Source organism: Amycolatopsis sp. CFH S0740 (assembly GCF_004522315.1).
GTDB classification, from domain to species: domain Bacteria; phylum Actinomycetota; class Actinomycetes; order Mycobacteriales; family Pseudonocardiaceae; genus Amycolatopsis; species Amycolatopsis nivea.
The window spans coordinates 1-15537 of record NZ_SDLS01000001.1; the positions used below are offsets into that span (position 1 = coordinate 1).

15 protein-coding genes are annotated in these 15537 nt (G+C 69.2%); 9 read left to right on the forward strand and 6 right to left on the reverse strand.

The annotated features are described in order from the left end of the window. Positions 1 to 231: 231 nt before the first annotated feature. Entirely contained in the window at positions 232 to 1209 is a 978-nt protein-coding gene (locus EIZ45_RS00005; protein WP_037811315.1) for a GlxA family transcriptional regulator, read from the reverse strand. Between the two features lie 98 nt (positions 1210 to 1307). Here EIZ45_RS00005 and EIZ45_RS00010 point away from each other — a divergent pair, with 98 nt between their 5' ends. From EIZ45_RS00010 to EIZ45_RS00020, 3 genes are all read left to right on the forward strand, one after another. Beyond that, complete coding sequence (locus tag EIZ45_RS00010) at positions 1308 to 2006, forward strand: DJ-1/PfpI family protein (RefSeq protein ID WP_134661799.1); 699 nt, start codon at positions 1308 to 1310, stop codon at positions 2004 to 2006. A gap of 75 nt (positions 2007 to 2081) precedes the next feature. Beyond that, entirely contained in the window at positions 2082 to 2426 is a 345-nt protein-coding gene (locus EIZ45_RS00015) for an STAS domain-containing protein (RefSeq protein ID WP_037811322.1), read from the forward strand. A gap of 61 nt (positions 2427 to 2487) precedes the next feature. Beyond that, positions 2488 to 2856: an SPW repeat protein gene (locus EIZ45_RS00020; protein WP_134661798.1), complete on the forward strand. Its 369-nt coding sequence runs from the start codon at positions 2488 to 2490 to the stop codon at positions 2854 to 2856. A 2-nt stretch (positions 2857 to 2858) separates the two neighbouring features. Here the strand turns inward: EIZ45_RS00020 and EIZ45_RS00025 are convergent, their stop codons facing one another. Further along, positions 2859 to 3605, reverse strand: coding sequence for an SRPBCC domain-containing protein (locus EIZ45_RS00025; protein ID WP_134661797.1), 747 nt, complete (start codon positions 3603 to 3605; stop codon positions 2859 to 2861). Positions 3606 to 3731: 126 nt separating this feature from the next. Here EIZ45_RS00025 and EIZ45_RS00030 point away from each other — a divergent pair, with 126 nt between their 5' ends. Next, positions 3732 to 5480, forward strand: coding sequence for a pyruvate dehydrogenase (locus EIZ45_RS00030; RefSeq protein WP_134661862.1), 1749 nt, complete (start codon positions 3732 to 3734; stop codon positions 5478 to 5480). 285 nt (positions 5481 to 5765) lie between these two features. Here EIZ45_RS00030 and EIZ45_RS00035 read toward each other — a convergent pair whose 3' ends face one another. The 3 genes from EIZ45_RS00035 to EIZ45_RS00045 form a co-directional block, all read right to left on the reverse strand. Next, positions 5766 to 7655, reverse strand: coding sequence for an ABC transporter ATP-binding protein (locus EIZ45_RS00035; protein WP_205669803.1), 1890 nt, complete (start codon positions 7653 to 7655; stop codon positions 5766 to 5768). A gap of 113 nt (positions 7656 to 7768) precedes the next feature. Continuing rightward, positions 7769 to 9502, reverse strand: coding sequence for an ABC transporter ATP-binding protein (locus EIZ45_RS00040; protein ID WP_134661795.1), 1734 nt, complete (start codon positions 9500 to 9502; stop codon positions 7769 to 7771). A gap of 44 nt (positions 9503 to 9546) precedes the next feature. Further along, positions 9547 to 10173 carry a TetR/AcrR family transcriptional regulator gene (locus EIZ45_RS00045; protein WP_037811329.1) on the reverse strand — a complete coding sequence of 209 codons (627 nt, stop codon included), beginning with the start codon at positions 10171 to 10173 and terminating at the stop codon, positions 9547 to 9549. Between the two features lie 124 nt (positions 10174 to 10297). On the opposite strand from EIZ45_RS00045, the gene EIZ45_RS00050 reads away from it, so the two are divergent. The 4 genes from EIZ45_RS00050 to EIZ45_RS00065 all read left to right on the forward strand — a co-directional run bounded on the left by EIZ45_RS00050 (position 10298) and on the right by EIZ45_RS00065 (position 13016). Then, positions 10298 to 10663, forward strand: coding sequence for a VOC family protein (locus EIZ45_RS00050; protein ID WP_134661794.1), 366 nt, complete (start codon positions 10298 to 10300; stop codon positions 10661 to 10663). Further along, the gene (locus tag EIZ45_RS00055) at positions 10660 to 11610 is read left to right on the forward strand and encodes a S41 family peptidase (RefSeq protein WP_134661793.1); all 951 of its coding nucleotides are present in this window, start codon (positions 10660 to 10662) and stop codon (positions 11608 to 11610) included. Before EIZ45_RS00050 ends, EIZ45_RS00055 begins: the two co-directional genes overlap by 4 nt. 96 nt (positions 11611 to 11706) lie before the next feature. Further along, the gene (locus tag EIZ45_RS00060) at positions 11707 to 12579 is read left to right on the forward strand and encodes a Ku protein (RefSeq protein WP_037811333.1); all 873 of its coding nucleotides are present in this window, start codon (positions 11707 to 11709) and stop codon (positions 12577 to 12579) included. A gap of 230 nt (positions 12580 to 12809) precedes the next feature. Then, positions 12810 to 13016: a hypothetical protein gene (locus EIZ45_RS00065; RefSeq protein WP_037811335.1), complete on the forward strand. Its 207-nt coding sequence runs from the start codon at positions 12810 to 12812 to the stop codon at positions 13014 to 13016. Between the two features lie 174 nt (positions 13017 to 13190). Here the strand turns inward: EIZ45_RS00065 and ahcY are convergent, their stop codons facing one another. Next, positions 13191 to 14651: an adenosylhomocysteinase gene (ahcY, locus tag EIZ45_RS00070; RefSeq protein WP_037811337.1), complete on the reverse strand. Its 1461-nt coding sequence runs from the start codon at positions 14649 to 14651 to the stop codon at positions 13191 to 13193. Between the two features lie 106 nt (positions 14652 to 14757). Here ahcY and EIZ45_RS00075 point away from each other — a divergent pair, with 106 nt between their 5' ends. Continuing rightward, positions 14758 to 15516: a trans-aconitate 2-methyltransferase gene (locus EIZ45_RS00075; protein WP_134661792.1), complete on the forward strand. Its 759-nt coding sequence runs from the start codon at positions 14758 to 14760 to the stop codon at positions 15514 to 15516. Positions 15517 to 15537 lie beyond the last annotated feature (21 nt).

Consider the following 15537-nt stretch of genomic DNA (forward strand, 5'->3'; position numbering starts at 1 on the left):
GTCGCCCGGGGTCGGCGCGGCGCACCCGGCGCGGCCCCTCCGGCCGGGCGCGCGGCGGAGCGGCGGGTGGCACGGCGGAGGACGGGGACGCGGGTTCGCCCGGCACTCGCGGCAGCGGGCCGGTGTCGTCGGGGTCCTGGTCGGGGTAGTCGTGCGGTGCCACGGCGGACATCCTGCCCTCCCGGCTCGCGGTTCACCCGTACCGGGTGGGGGAGGAAGCGGGCGTTTCGTTCAGGCGTGCGCAGAACGCAGGTGCACTCGCCGGTAGGCCGAGGGCGGGGTGTCGAAATGGTCCAGGAACGCTTGCCGGAGCGTCTCCGTGGAACCGAAACCGCAGCGACGCGCGATCGCGGCGAGCGGGAGGTCGGTGCCGGACAACAGGCGGGCGGCGTGTTCCGCGCGCACGGTTCGCACGTATTTCCCCGGCGTGGTGCCGAGATGGGCGTCGAACAGCCGGGTCAGCTGGCGGGTGCTGATGCCGGCCTGGTTCGCGAGCGCGTGGGCGCCAAGGTCGTCGGCGAGGTGTTCGGCGACGTACGCGGTGAGGTCGCGGACCTGCCGGTGCTCGGGCGGCGGACCGGCGAGGAACATGCTCACCTGCGCCTGGTTTCCGGGCCGCTGCAGGTACGTGACCAGCGATCGGGCGGTCTCGCGGGCGAGCGTCGGGCCGTGGTCCTCCTCGACGAACGCGAGGGTGAGGTCGAGCCCGCTGGTGACGCCCGCGGAGGTGTAGACGTCGCCGTGCCGCACGAAAAGCGGCACCGGGTCCACGGTCACCGACGGATACTGCTCGGCGAGCCGCGACGCGTGCGACCAGTGCGTGGTGGCGCGCCGGCCGCTCAGCAGCCCGGCGGCGGCGAGCACAGTCGCCCCGGTGCAGACCGACGCCGTGCGCTTGCTCTGCTGCGAAAGCCGTCGCACGTGGGCGAGCAGCCGCTCGTCCTTGGCGGCGGCGAGATGGCCCAGCCCGCCCGCGACGACGAACGTGTCGAGCGGGCCGCGGACCTGGTCGATCCGGACGTGCGGGGCGAGTGTGAGCCCGGACTGGCAGGCGAAGGGGAGCCCGTCGACGGTGGCGAGCCGGACCTCGTAGGGCCGGGCCGCGCCGAGCCGGGTGGCGGCGTCGAAAACGTCGGACACGCAGGCGATGTCGAGCAGTTCGGCGTCGGGGTACCCGAGGATCACGACCTGCCGGGCGGTACTCGGCATGGCCGCACCGTAGCAGCTCGCCCGGCCGGATCAACCAGGTTCGCAGGATTCCGGACACGCGTGTCCCGCGAGGTCCGCGGGCTCGGGAGGGTGGCGGCATGAGCCAGAAAACCTTCGCGTTCGTCGTCTACCCCGGCCTGACGCCGCTCGACCTGGTGGGACCGCTGCAGGTGATCGCCGGCTACGCGGCCGCCGACCCGTCGGTCCGCGTGGCGGTCGTGGGCGAAACGCTGGAACCCACCGCCACCGACACGCCGTTGCGGATCGCGCCGAGCCACACCTTCGGCCAGGTTCCGGACCCGTCGTGGGTGCTGGTCCCCGGCGGCGGTGCGCCGACGCTGCGCGCGCTCGGCGACGAGAAGCTCATCGGTTATCTCCGCCGCGCCGCGGCCTCCGCTGAGCTGATGACCTCCGTGTGCACCGGTTCGCTGCTGCTGGGCCAAGCTGGCCTGCTCGAAGGCCGCGAGGCGACCACGCACTGGACGTTCCTGGAGACCCTGCGCGCGTTCGGCGCCACGCCGGTCCGGCAGCGCTGGGCGGACACCGGTTCGGTGATCACCGCCGCCGGCGTGTCGGCGGGCATCGACCTGGCGTTGCACCTGGTGGAGCGGATGCGCGGAGCGGACACCGCGCGGCTCGTCCAGTTCGGCATCGAATACGACCCGCAGCCGCCGCTCGGCCCGCTCGACTGGTCGCTCGCGCCGCGCGAGCAGATGCGGCCGTTCGTCGACCACTCGGTCCGGGAGGGTCTGGCCGGTCAGCCGGAGCTGCGGGACAAGCTGCTGGCGCAGCAGTGACGTTCCGGTGAATTGCCCCACCCACCTGGGGCAGCACGGTTTGCCCGGGCCCCGCGAACGCGTACCGTTCCGCCAATGGGTGCTCGCGGGGCTGCCGGTCTGACCGTCTTCACCAGCCGGAGGGACGGCGACATCGTGCTGGTCACGGCGGCGGGGGAGATCGACATCGCGTCGGTGGGGCAGTTTCGCTCCGCGCTCTCGGCCGCCTCCGGGGCAGGCGGCAAACTGGTGGTGGACCTGTCGCGGGTCGGCTATCTCAGCTGTGCCGGGCTGCGCGCGCTCGAAGAGACGAGCCGCGCCCGGCCCGCGCTTTCGATCGTGGCGACCGGACCGCTCGTGCTGCGTGCTTTCGCCGTCTCCGGGATCGAGGCCCCGGTGCGCAGCGGCCTGCGCGAGGCGTGCGCCGCGGCGGGGGCGTGAATCCCCGGCCGGAATCTGGGTACCCGTGGGGTGGAACCGAGATCTGCTGAGGTGATCCCAGATGTCCACCAGCACGATGTCCGGCAAGACCGCGGTCTCCGGGGGCGCAGCGGGCCTCGCTGTGCTGGCCGGGCTGTACCTGATCGCCGCGCCGTGGCTGCTGCGCTTCGGCGGGGCGGCCGAACTCGCGGTGAGCAACACGGTCGCCGGGCTGGCGATCGTCGTTTTCGCAGCCATGCGGGCGCGGGATTCCGGCGGGCAGGCGCTGACCTGGGTGCTGCCGGTGCTCGGGGCGTGGGCCGCGGTGTCTCCGTTTCTGCTTCGCTACGGCGACGAGACGCTGCCGTCGACCGGAGCGGTGATCGGCAACGTGATCGCCGGGGTCCTCGTGGCAGCCGGCGGCGCGGCGTTGCTGCTGCGCCGCCGCTGACGTCAGCTGAGCGCGTCGGCGAGCCAGCGGCTCCAGACCGCGGTTTCGGCGGTCTCGTCGACGTCCGGGCGGAACAGGTGATGTCCGACCGCGACCGGCATGCCGAGCAGCGACCGTTCGTGGAACCGGTAGAGGGCGTCCTCGGTGCGGACTCCGGCGTAGTTCGGGGTCGAGTAGTCGAGGACGCCCTCGACCACCTCGTCGCCGACGCTGAACTGGACCGGTTGCCCCGCTGAGGGTTCGGCGGGCAAACCGAGCGCCGCCAGCAGCTTCGGCCAGGCGTCGCGGCTCGCCGACGAGGCCGGGCCGTCCGCGGTCACGTACGTCGCGAAGCGGCCGGGGAAGTGCGCCAGCAGTTCGGCGAGCGTGTGCAGGTACATCTCCCAGCCGACGGCGAAGGACTCGTGGTATTCGTCGTCCCAGCCGTCCTGGACGAACCCGCGGTGCACGAACCGGAGTACGGAAGTGCCGCCTTCGGCCGCTTCCACGAGGAACTCCATCGCGTCGAACGTGCCGTCCTCGGCGGCTTCGCCCCGGTAGGCGAACCTGCGCGGGGGATCCCAGGCGGTGATCTCCGCCTCGGTGCGCATTTCGCCGAGGCTGAACCGGATCCGCTTCGCCGCGGCGTCGACCTCGTGGCGGCCCATGAACCACGAGTCGATGCCCGGCCCGGTCGCGACGGCCTCCCACACGGCCTCGGGCTCCGCGGGCAGCTGAACCTCTTTGCGCACCTCGAACTCGCGTGGCATCTGCGGCGTCCCTCCTCGTGGTCGTCCTGATCACCGTGCCATTGACAACAATACCTGTCAATGCGGTGGCGGTTCCCCTGATCGGTGCCAGACTGCGAAGGGACTCTCATGAAGGGACGCAGAAGCATGGCGACGGTGGCCGACCAGTTGATCGACGTTCTGGTGCAATCCGGGGTGCGCCGGATCTACGGGGTGGTGGGCGACAGCCTCAACCCGGTGGTGGACGCGGTGCGCCGCACCGGGGGCTCGGCGCGCGGCGGGATCGACTGGGTGCACGTGCGCAACGAGGAGGCCGGCGCGTTCGCCGCCGCGGCCGAGGCGCAGCTCACCGGGCGGCTCGCGGTGTGCGCGGGCAGCTGCGGGCCGGGCAACCTGCATCTGCTGCAAGGGGTTTACGACGCGCACCGCTCGGGCGCGCCGGTGCTCGCGCTCGCGTCGCACATTCCCTCCACGCAGATCGGGACCGGGTTCTTCCAGGAGACCCACCCGCAGCAGCTGTTCGCGGAGTGCTCGCACTACTGCGAGATGGTGAGCTCGCCGGAGCAGATGCCGCGGCTTGCGCGGATCGCGGTGCAGAACGCGGTCGGACGTCGCGGTGCCGCGGTGCTGGTGCTGCCTGGGGACGTGTCGCACGAGCCCGCCGCGCACGCCACCGGGGAGTCGGCTTCGCTGGGGAGCCCGCCTGCTGTGGTGCCTGCCGAGGCTGACATCGCTCGGCTCGCCGATCGGATCGATCGGGCCGAGAAGGTGATGATCATGGCGGGTGCTGGTTGTCGCAATGCGCACGACGAGGTGCTCGCGCTCGCGGAGGCGGTCGGGGCTCCTGTGGGGCATTCGTTGCGGGGCAAGGAGTTCGTGCAGTACTCGAATCCGTTCGACGTGGGGATGAGCGGGTTGCTCGGGTACGGGGCCTGTTACGAGGCGATGCACGAGGCTGATCTCGTGTTGCTGCTGGGCACGGACTTCCCGTACGACAACTTCCTGCCGCAGCGGAATACCGTGCAGGTGGATATCGATCCGGCGCGGATGGGGCGTCGGTCGGTGTTGGAGTTCGGGGTGCAGGGGGACGTCGGGGCGACGATCCGGGCGGTGCTGCCTCGGTTGCGCGAGCGCAGTGACCGGTCGTTCCTGCATGCCATGCTGCGCAAGCACGAGCGGGGGCTGCAGCGGGTGGTCGATGCCTACACCAATGAGGTGTCGAAGCACATTCCGTTGCATCCGGAGTATGTCGCCGACGTGCTGGACGAGGAAGCTGCTGAGGATGCGGTGTTCACTGTGGACACTGGGATGTGCAATGTGTGGGCGGCTCGGTACATCACGCCTAATGGGCGGCGGCGGATTCTTGGGTCGTTTGTGCACGGGAGCATGGCTAATGCGTTGCCGCATGCCATTGGGGCGCAGGCTGCTGATCCTGGGCGGCAGGTTGTCGCTATGTGCGGGGATGGTGGGCTGGCGATGTTGATGGGGGAGTTGTTGACGCTCAAGACGCATGCCTTGCCCGTTAAGGCTGTGGTGTTCAACAACTCTTCGCTCGGGATGGTGAAGCTGGAGATGCTCGTGGACGGGTTGCCGGAGTTCGGCACCGACCATGATCAGGTGGATTTCGCGGGGATTGCCCGGGCGGCTGGGTTGTATGCGCGGCGGGTGGAGAAGCCTGGCGAGGTTCGGGACGGGATCCGGGACATTCTGGCGCATGACGGGCCTGCGGTGCTGGATGTGGTTACGGATCCTAATGCGTTGTCTATTCCGCCTAATATTACTGCTGCGCAGGTTAAGGGGTTTGCGTTGGCGGCTAGTAAGACTGTGTTGAGTGGGGGAGTGGGGAAGATGCTGGAGTTGGCTAAGTCTAATTTGCGGAATATTCCTCGGATTTGAGGGGTTGGTGCTGGGCGGCTCGTCGCCTGGCGGCGACATTGCGCGCGGTGGTTGCGTGGGGCACCCCGAAGTTTGATTGTGCTGACGGTCGGTGGGTGCTTGTCAAGGCGGGAAAGATGCCTTGACAAGCACCCACCGACCGCAGGGGAGCTTCGTATCGGGGTGCGGGGGAGGGCTGGGTGCCTCGCTCGTTGGGTGCATCGGCTGCGGTTTAGGGCCGTGAGGGGAACCCTGAGGGAATTGGATTCCCTCAGGGTTCCCCTCACGTACGTGGGTTTGCTTTTTTTATTCGGTTTCTGCCATGGCTTCTGCGAATTGGGCTGCGTACAGGCGGGAGTAGGCGCCGCCTGCGTTGATGAGGGTTTCGTGGTTGCCTTGTTCTACGATGTTGCCGTTTTCCATTACCAGGATTACGTCTGCGTCCCTGATGGTGGAGAGGCGGTGGGCGATCACGAAGCTCGTGCGGCCGGTGCGCAGGGAGTTCATCGCGTGCTGGATCAGGACCTCGGTGCGGGTGTCCACCGAGCTGGTCGCCTCGTCCAGGATGAGGATCGCCGGCTTTGCCAGGAAGGCTCGGGCGACGGTGATCAGCTGCTTTTCGCCTGCGCTGACGGTGCCGCCCTCGTCGTCCAGGACGGTGTCGTAGCCGTCGGGGAGGGTGCGGACGAAGCGGTCCACGTAGGTTGCCTTCGCGGCTTCGATGACCTCTTCGCGGGTCACGTTGTCCGCGCCGTACGCGATGTTTTCCGCGATCGTGCCGCCGAACAGCCAGGCGTCTTGCAGGACCATGCCCGTCTTCGAGCGCAGTTCCTCGCGGTCCATCGCCTTGATGTCGACGCCGTCCAGAGTGATCCGGCCGCCGTCGATTTCGTAGAAGCGCATCAGGAGGTTGACCAGCGTGGTCTTGCCCGCGCCGGTCGGGCCGACGATCGCGACCGTGTGGCCGGGGTCGACCGACAGCGACAGGTCTTCGATCAGCGGCGTGTCCTTCAGGTAGCGGAACGACACGTGCTCGAATTCGACCTGCCCGCGCACGACCTCCGGGCGCTGCGGGTGCTCCGGCTCCGGTTCCTGCTCCTTGGCGTCCAGCAGCGCGAACACCCGCTCGGCCGAGGCGACGCCGGACTGCAGCAGGTTCGCCATGCTCGCGATCTGCGTGACCGGCTGGCTGAACTGGCGCGAGTACTGGATGAACGCCTGCACGTCGCCCAGCGTCAGCGTGCCCGAAGCGACCCGCAGGGCGCCGACGACGGCGACCAGCACGTAGCTCAGGTTGCCGATGAACATCATGCCCGGCTGGATCGTGCCGGAGATGAACGACGCCTTGAAGCTCGCCTCGTACAGCGCCTCGTTCTGCTGCCGGAAGACCTCCTCGGCCTCCTTGCCCCGGCCGAAGACGTGCACCAGCGAGTGGCCCGAGTACATCTCCTCGATGTGCGCGTTGAGCTTCCCGGTCGTCGACCACTGCCGGATGAACTGCGGCTGCGCGCGTTTGCCGATCTTGGCCGCGACGAACACCGACACCGGCACCGTCAGCAGCACGATCGCGCCCAGCAGCGGCGAGATGACGAACATCATCACCAGCACGCCCAGCACAGTGAACAGCGACGTGACGATCTGCGACAGCGTCTGCTGCAGCGACTGCGCCAGGTTGTCGATGTCGTTGGTGACCCGGCTCAGCACCTCGCCGCGCGGCTGGCGGTCGAAGTAGCGCAGCGGCAGCCGCGCGAACTTCTCCTCGATGTCCTGGCGCAGCCGGAACACCGCGCCCTGCACCAGGTTCGTCGTGAGCCGCGCCTGGATGACGCCCAGGAACGACGCGAAGACGTACAGCGCCAGTACGATCATCAGCACCTGGCCGACCGCGGTGAAGTCGACGCCGTGGCCGGGCATCAGGTCGACGCTGGTGAACATGTCGGCCAGGGTGTTCTCCCCGCGCGCCCGCAGGCCCTCGATCACCTGTTCCTTGGTCGCGCCCGCGGGCAGATGCCTGCTGGTCACGCCGGCGAAGATCAGGTCCGTCGCCCGGGCCAGCACCTTCGGGCCGAGCACGGTCAGCGCGACGCCGATCGCGCCGAGCACCAGCACTCCGGTCAGAGCCGCCCGTTGCGGGCGAAGCAGCCGCAGCAATCGCGCTAGCGAGCCTTTGAAGTCGAGGGCTTTCTCCGCGGGCATGCCCGCGGACATCATCCGGCCGGGTCCCGCTGTGGGTTGCGGCCGGGTCTTGTCGCGCGCGACGGCGGCTGGTTCGTCGTCGTCGTGCGCGGTCGCGGTTTTCGTTTCCTCGCTCACGCCGCCTCCTGCTCGGTCAGCTGCGAAAGCACGATTTCCCGATAGGTTTCGTTGGTGTCCATCAGCTCGTGGTGGGTTCCGGTGCCGACGACGCGGCCGTCGTCGAGCACGATGATCCGGTCCGCGCCGCGGATCGTGCTGACCCGCTGCGCGACGATGACGACCGTCGCGTCCTGGGTTTCTTCGGTGAGCGCACGGCGCAGCGCGGCGTCGGTGGCGTAGTCGAGCGCGCTGAACGAATCGTCGAACAGGTAGATCTCCGGCCGGTGCACCAGCATCCGCGCGATCGCGAGCCGCTGCCGCTGCCCGCCCGAGACGTTGGTGCCGCCCTGGGCGATGGGGGAGTCGAGACCCTGTTCCATCCGTTCGACGAAGTCCTTGCCCTGCGCGACTTCCAGCGCGTGCCAGAGCTCCTCGTCCGTCGCGTCCGGATTGCCGTAGCGGAGGTTGCTGGCGACCGTCCCGGCGAACAGGTACGGCTTCTGCGGCACCATGCTGACCACCGACGACAGCACTGTCGGGTCGAGCCGGCGCACGTCGACGCCGTCCACCCGGACCGAGCCCTCGGTGGCGTCCATCAGCCGCGGGATGAGGTTGAGCAGCGTCGTCTTGCCGCTGCCCGTGCTGCCGATGATCGCGGTGGTCTCGCCCGGCCGGGCGAACAGGGAAACGTCGTGCAGCACCGGCTTTTCCGCGCCGGGGTACCGGAATCCGACGCCGGTCAGGTCGAGGTGACCGCGCTCGGCCGCGGCCGCGACCGGCTCGTCCGGCGGGCGCACGCTCGACTCGGTGTCCAGCACCTCGGTGATCCGCTCGGCGCTGACCTCCGCGCGCGGCACCATCATGAACATGAAGGTGGCCATCATGACCGCCATCAGGATCTGCAGCAGATAGGCCAGGAACGCGGTGAGCGCGCCGATCTGCATCGCCCCGCTGTCGACCCGCTGCCCGCCGAACCACAGCACGGCGACGCTCGACACGTTCACCACCAGCATCACGGTGGGGAACATCAGCGCGATCAGCCTGCCGACCCGCAGCGACACGGTGAACAGCTCGTCGTTGGCGCGGCCGAAACGCTCGCGCTCGTGCTTGTCCCGCACGAACGCGCGGATCACCCGGATGCCCATGATCTGCTCGCGCATGACCTGGTTGATCCGGTCGAGGCGCACCTGCATGAGCCGGAACGCCGAGCGCATCCGCATGACGATGAGCCCGATCGCGACGCCCAGCACCGGCACGATGACGACGAGCAGCGACGACAGCGGGACGTCCTGCTGCAGCGCGAGCAGGATGCCGCCGACGCACATGATCGGCGCGGACACCATCAGCGTGAAGGTGAGCGCGGCGAGCAGCTGGATCTGCTGGACGTCGTTGGTGGTGCGGGTGATCAGCGACGGCGTGCCGAATTTCCCGATCTCGCGGGCGGAGAACGCCTGCACCCGGTGGAAGACTCCGGCGCGGATGTCGCGGCCGACGGCCGAGGCGGTGCGGGATCCGTAGTAGACGGCCCCGATCGACCCGGCGATCTGCACCAGCGTGATCAGCAGCATCACGCCGCCGATCTTCACGATGTAGCCGGTGTCGCCTTTGACGAGGCCGCCGTCGATGATGTCGGCGTTGAGCGTGGGCAGGTACAGCGCGGCGATCGTCTGCACCAGTTGCAGCGCGACGACGACCCACAGCGCCGCCCGGTAAGGGCGCAGGTAGCTGCGCAACAGTTTGACCAGCACGGTCGGGTACTCCCCCAAAAAAAGTGAATGGCGTCGGTTCGGGTCTAGCGGGCCGCGGCGGGCGCGGCGAGTGCCGGCATCCCGGCGGCTGCCTCCCGCAGGAGGCCGGTGAAGGCCGATACGAACTCTTCGTCGGAGTAGTCCGAATTGAGCCAGGTTTCGAAGGCGATGCGCGAAGCGTTCTGCACAATGCTCGCCATCAGCCGGGCGTGCAACGGATTTGCGTGCTCGCCCGCCCGCTCGGCGATGGCGTCGGCCAGCACCCGCTCGACGGTGGCGAACGCGCGCAGCATCTCGGCGAACAGCGCGCCGTTCTCCATCAGCGCGCGGACCCGCCGCACTTGCTCGCGTTTCGGGCGGTCGTCCTCGTTGAACCGGGTGATCGAGGCGTTGACGACCGCGTCCCACAGCGGCTCGTCAGCGGGCCTCGCCAGGAGCGCTTCGCGCACGTTCTCCTGCCGTTCGACGATGAACGCGCAGACAGCTTCCTCCTTGCTGGAAAAGTAGTTGTTGAAGGTGCGCGGGGACACGCCCACCTCGTTCGCGATGTCCTCCACCCGCAACTGGTCGACGCCCCGCTCGAGCGCGATCCGGAGCGCGGCTTCGGCAAGCGCCCTCCGCGCGGCTCGTTTCTTGCGCTCGCGCAGGCCCAGGGGTGCGGTGGTGGTCACCGGGTCGAGAGTAGCAGCGAAAGTTGCGCGATGCGAAAAATTATGCGGACCGCGAAAAGTTGCGTTCTCGCAGGGGGTGGGTCGAGGTGCGGGGACGGCGTTCTCGCTGTGCCAGGATGAACACATGTTCGAGGGACTGCGCACGGTCGTGTATCCCGCCGCCGATCTGGCCGCGGCCAAGGAGTGGTGGACGCGGGTGCTCGGGGTGCCGCCGTACTTCGACGAGCCGTTCTACGTCGGGTACAGCGTCCACGGCTACGAGCTGGCCCTCGATCCGAACGGCTGCGCGGAAAACGGCGACGGGCCGGTGACGTACTGGGGAGTGCCGGACGTGGAAGCCGCCGTGGCGAAGCTGATCGGGGAGGGCGCGGCAGAACACTCGGCGGTGACTGATTTCGGCGGCGGGATCCGCACCGCGCTGGTGCGCGCGCCGGACGGGAACCTGGTCGGGGTGATCGAAAACCCGCATTTCCCGGGCACTCCGGCTTGAGAAGAGCGCTGGCCGCGGCCGTCGTGCTGGTGCTGCTCGGCTCGGGACTGGTCGCGGCTCAGTCGTCGGCGCCGACGCCGCGGACGTATCTTCTCGGCGCGCTGAACCTGCTGCGGACGCATGCGATGGACCGGGACCGGGTGGACTGGCCGCGTGCGGAGGCCGAGGCGTTGCGTGCCGCGGAAGGGGCTTCGACCTTCTCCGAGACCTATCCGGCGATTCAGACGGTGATCTCCGAACTGGGCAATCAGCACACGAAACTGCTCAGCCCCGCGCAAGCGAGGGCACCGCTCGCGACGACGATCGCGGTGCCGTCGAGCCGGGTGGAGAACGGCGTCGCGATGCTGACGATTCCCGGCCTCATCGCCGACCCGGCGGGGGAGCGCCGGTACATCCAGGCCGGGGCGGCGGCGCTGCGGGCGGTTGAAGCGCAGGCCTCGTGCGGGTGGATCGTCGATCTCCGCGACGACACCGGCGGCAGCATGTGGCCGATGCTGACCGTGCTGGCCCCGTTGCTGGGGGACGGCGTCGCGGGCTCGTTCGCCGGGCCGGGGTTGGCTCCGCAGTTCTGGTCCGTCCGCGACGGGCGGTCCTGGTCGGGCGAGCACCCGGGCACGGAAGAGGTCAATCCGGTCCGGCTGAGCCGCTCGGCACCGTCGGTCGCGGTGCTGACGTCGCGTGTCACCGCGAGTTCGGGCGAAGCGACGCTGATCGCCTTCCGCGGGCTCGCCCGGGCCGCGACGTTCGGCGGCCCCACCGCGGGATACGCCACCGGCAACGACGTCTTCGACCTGGCAGACGGGGCGAAACTGCTCGTCACGAGCGTGACCGACGTAGACCGGACCGGGCGGGTATACGGGCCGGTCCCGATCGCGCCCGACTTCCCGACGCAGGACCCGGAGACCGCCGCCGGTGAGTGGCTGCGCACGCGTGGCGCCTGTGCGTAGGGGCCCGGACCTGCGCGGACTGTCGGATTCGGACGATCGCGGCTACGGTGGTCACCGAGCGTGAATACGTACCGGCGGACGGCGGAGGTGCGCGGCATGCGGTCGATGTGGAAGGGCTCGGTGTCCTTCGGGCTGGTCAGCATCCCGATCCAGCTGTACGCGGCGACCGAGAACAAGAACGTGTCGCTGCGCCAGGTGCACGTCGCCGACGGCGGGCGGATCCAGTACAAGCGGTTCTGCTCGATCGACGGCGAGGAGGTGCCCTACTCCGACATCGCCAAGGGCTACGAGCTGCCCGACGGCGAGATGGTCGTGATCACCGACGCCGACCTCGCCGAGCTGCCGCTGCCCACCCAGCGTTCGATCGACGTGCTCGAGTTCGTGCCGCTGGAGTCGATCGACCCGATCCGGTTCGACCGCACCTACTATCTGGAGCCGCAGAAGAACGCGGTGAAGCCGTACGTCGTGCTGCGCGACGCGCTGCAGAAGGCGAGCCACGTGGCGATCGCGAAGGTCGCCGTGCGCCAGCGGGAGAGCCTGGCGCTGCTGCGCGTCGTGGACGACGTGCTCGTGATGACCACGATGCTGTGGGCCGACGAGGTCCGGGTTCCGGATTTCCCGTTCCTGCACGAGGATCCGCCGCAGGTCCGCCCGCAGGAGGTGACGATGGCGGGGTCGCTGATCGACTCGCTGTCGGAGCCGGTGTTCGAACCGGAGAAGTACTCGGACTCCTACCGCGAAGCGCTCGAGGCGATGATCGAGGCGAAGGCGGGCGGCGGCGAGACGGTCGGCGCGCCGAAGCAGGGGGAGAAGGCCGAGGTCGTCGACCTGATGGCGGCGCTGGAGGCGAGCGTGTCGGCGGCGAAGAAGACCCGCGGGCCCGCCAAGGAGACGAAGAAGGCGGCCGGCGACGGCAAGGCGGCGGCGAAGAAACCGGCGTCGCGGGCCCGGCGGCCGAAGAGCGCCTGAGTCCGCCGCCGGATGTTCCGTGCCGCGGAACAGTGAAATTTCACTGCTGCCGTCCGGAAAATGCCGATCGTCACGCCGGGTGAGCGACTGCGGCGGACTTCACCGGACCGGGGCGCCGACACGCCGCCGGGTATCCTGCGACGGCGAGATTTCCAGTGGTACCAAGGAGGAGTCCGGCCCCGGAGCAACGGGGCCGGGGACCCGAATACCTGAGCGGAAGGCGGCTGAGCATGGAGTGCGCGTTCTGCACGAGCGGCATCGACCACTGTCACGGCACCCTGGTGGTCCACCCGGACCGCGGGTTCAGCGAGTGCACCGATCCGTCCTGCCTCGACCTGGACCGGGTCCGGCACGGCCTGATCATCGACTGTCACACCCTCGACGCGGGGTGCGCCTGCACCGGAGCGGAGAAATCCCTGCTGCGGCAGGCTTCCTGACCGTCGCCGGGGCCCCGGCCGCCACGCTGCGCGGCCGGGGCGGCTTTACCCGATCGGGTAGCTTGCCGTGTACAAGCTGCTTGGCGATGTGCTAACACTACCGGGGGTCCTTCGGCTCTCCCTCCCCCTCGGAGCCGGAGGACCCCTTTTTCCCCGGCGAGGCCGGCGGCGCGGTCAGTAGCGGTAATGGTCCAGTTTGTACGGTCCGTCCACGTCGACGCCGATGTACTCCGCCTGTTCCTTGCTCAGCTTGGTCAGCCGGACGCCGAGCGCGTCCAGGTGCAGCCGCGCGACCTTCTCGTCCAGGTGCTTCGGCAGCCGGTACACGTCGTTCGCGTACTCGCCGGGCTTGGCGAACAGTTCGATCTGCGCGAGCACCTGGTTCGCGAACGACGCGGACATCACGAACGACGGGTGCCCGGTCGCGTTGCCGAGGTTCATCAGCCTGCCCTCGGACAGCACGATGATCGCGTGCCCGTCCGGGAACCGCCACGTGTGCACCTGCGGTTTGACCTCGGTCTTGACGATGCCCGGGACCTTCGCCAGCCCGGCCATGTCGATCTCGTTGTCGAAGTGGCCGACGTTCGCCACGATCGCCTGGTGCTTCATCCGCCCCATCTGCGCGGCGGAGATGATCCCGAAGTTGCCGGTGGTGGTGAGGAAAATGTCGGCGCGCTCCACGACGTCGTCGAGTTCGACCACGTCGAGCCCGTCCATCGCGGCCTGCAGCGCGCAGATCGGGTCGATCTCGGTCACCACGACGCGCGCGCCCTGTCCGCGCAGCGCCTCCGCCGCGCCCTTGCCGACGTCGCCGTACCCGCACACGACGGCGTACTTCCCGCCGATCATCACGTCCGTGCCGCGGTTGAGGCCGTCCGGGAGCGAATGGCGGATTCCGTACCTGTTGTCGAACTTCGACTTCGTGACCGAGTCGTTGACGTTCATCGCCGGGAACAGCAGTTCGCCGGTAGCCGCGAGCTGGTACAGCCGGTTCACGCCCGCCGTGGTCTCCTCGGTGACCCCGCGCATCGCGCCGGCGATCCGGGTGAACCGCTGCGGGTCCTCGGCGAGGCTGGCCGCGAGGGTGCGCAGCAGGATCCGGTAGTCCTCTGGGTCGTCCTCGTGCGCGGCGGGCACCGCGCCGGCCTTCTCGAACTCGGCTCCCTTGTGGACGAGCAGGGTCGCGTCGCCGCCGTCGTCCAGGATCATGTTCGGCAGTTCGCCGCCGGGAAAACGGAAAAGCTGATCGGTGCACCACCAGTATTCGTCGAGGGTCTCGCCCTTCCACGCGAATACCGCGGTGCCCTCGGGACGCTCCGGCGTGCCGTTCGGCCCGACGACGACCGCCGCGGCCGCCTCGTCCTGGGTGGAGAAGATGTTGCAGGACACCCAGCGCACCTCGGCGCCGAGCGCGACGAGCGTTTCGATCAGCACCGCGGTCTGCACGGTCATGTGCAGCGAGCCCGCGATGCGCGCGCCCTTGAGCGGCTGGGAGTCCGCGAACTCGCGGCGCAGCGCCATCAGGCCGGGCATTTCGTGCTCGGCGAGGTCGAGCTGGATGCGTCCGGCCGCGGCGAGCGACAGGTCGGCGACCGCGAACTCCAAGGCGTCGACGGTACGCAGGGTGGGCGACATTTTTCCGTTCCTTTCAGGGGTTTTCGGGCATGACGGAGCACGGGCACCGTGCCGGTGCTCGGAAAACGGAGGCGCGCGCGGTGCGGATCAGGCCAGAATGGCGGGCATGGCAGAGCGCGCGTTGAGTTTTGGGGCAGTGGCGGAGGCGTACGAGCGGTACCGCCCGGGATATCCCGCCGAGTTAGCCGAAAAGGTGCTGGACTACGCGGGTGCGCCGGTCTCCGACGCCCTCGAAATCGGGGCGGGCACAGGGAAAGCGACCCGGTTGTTCGCGGGACGGGGGATCGCGGTCACCGCGACCGATCCGGATCCGGCGATGCTCGCCGAACTGCGCAAGCACCTGCCCGCCGACGTCGAGACCCGCCGCGGCGCGCTGGAGGACTTGCGGCCGGATCGGCAGTACGGGCTGGTGTACTCGGCCGCGGCGCTGCACTGGACGGACCCGGCCGGGCGGTGGCCGCGCATCGCCGCCCTGCTCGCGCCGGGCGGGGTGTTCGCGTCGATCGGCGGGCCGATCGGGCCGGCGGATCCCGTTGTGCGGAAAGCGGTCGACGACGCTCAGGCCCCGTTCCTGGAGAGCGCTGAGGTCCGGTCGCCGGACGGCACGCCGCCGGAGAACGCACTGCAGTGGCCGGGCACGGAACTCGAGCAGTCCGAGTTGTTCGCCGACGTCCGGCAGGTCGTCGTCCAGGAACGGATGACGGTGAGCGCGGACGAGCTGATCGGTCTGTTCTCCACGGTTTCGGCGTACCTGGTGCTGCCGATTTCGGTGCGGGAGCAGGTTTTCTCGCGGATCCGGCAGGTCTTGCCGGAGACGGTCGACCTGGTCGCCGACCACACGGCCCACCTCGCGCGACGGCGCTGAGGCGGCCGGGACACCCAGTGG

What these genes read in the sequence shown, in the direction of transcription:
- EIZ45_RS00005 (WP_037811315.1), bottom strand. Translation starts at nt 1,209, where the DNA reads ATGCCGAGTACCGCCCGGCAGGTCGTGATCCTCGGGTACCCCGACGCC.
- EIZ45_RS00010 (WP_134661799.1), top strand. Translation starts at nt 1,308, where the DNA reads ATGAGCCAGAAAACCTTCGCGTTCGTCGTCTACCCCGGCCTGACGCCG.
- EIZ45_RS00015 (WP_037811322.1), top strand. Translation starts at nt 2,082, where the DNA reads ATGGGTGCTCGCGGGGCTGCCGGTCTGACCGTCTTCACCAGCCGGAGG.
- EIZ45_RS00020 (WP_134661798.1), top strand. Translation starts at nt 2,488, where the DNA reads ATGTCCACCAGCACGATGTCCGGCAAGACCGCGGTCTCCGGGGGCGCA.
- EIZ45_RS00025 (WP_134661797.1), bottom strand. Translation starts at nt 3,605, where the DNA reads ATGCCACGCGAGTTCGAGGTGCGCAAAGAGGTTCAGCTGCCCGCGGAG.
- EIZ45_RS00030 (WP_134661862.1), top strand. Translation starts at nt 3,732, where the DNA reads ATGGCGACGGTGGCCGACCAGTTGATCGACGTTCTGGTGCAATCCGGG.
- EIZ45_RS00035 (WP_205669803.1), bottom strand. Translation starts at nt 7,655, where the DNA reads ATGCCCGCGGAGAAAGCCCTCGACTTCAAAGGCTCGCTAGCGCGATTG.
- EIZ45_RS00050 (WP_134661794.1), top strand. Translation starts at nt 10,298, where the DNA reads ATGTTCGAGGGACTGCGCACGGTCGTGTATCCCGCCGCCGATCTGGCC.
- EIZ45_RS00060 (WP_037811333.1), top strand. Translation starts at nt 11,707, where the DNA reads ATGCGGTCGATGTGGAAGGGCTCGGTGTCCTTCGGGCTGGTCAGCATC.
- EIZ45_RS00065 (WP_037811335.1), top strand. Translation starts at nt 12,810, where the DNA reads ATGGAGTGCGCGTTCTGCACGAGCGGCATCGACCACTGTCACGGCACC.
- ahcY (WP_037811337.1), bottom strand. Translation starts at nt 14,651, where the DNA reads ATGTCGCCCACCCTGCGTACCGTCGACGCCTTGGAGTTCGCGGTCGCC.
- EIZ45_RS00075 (WP_134661792.1), top strand. Translation starts at nt 14,758, where the DNA reads ATGGCAGAGCGCGCGTTGAGTTTTGGGGCAGTGGCGGAGGCGTACGAG.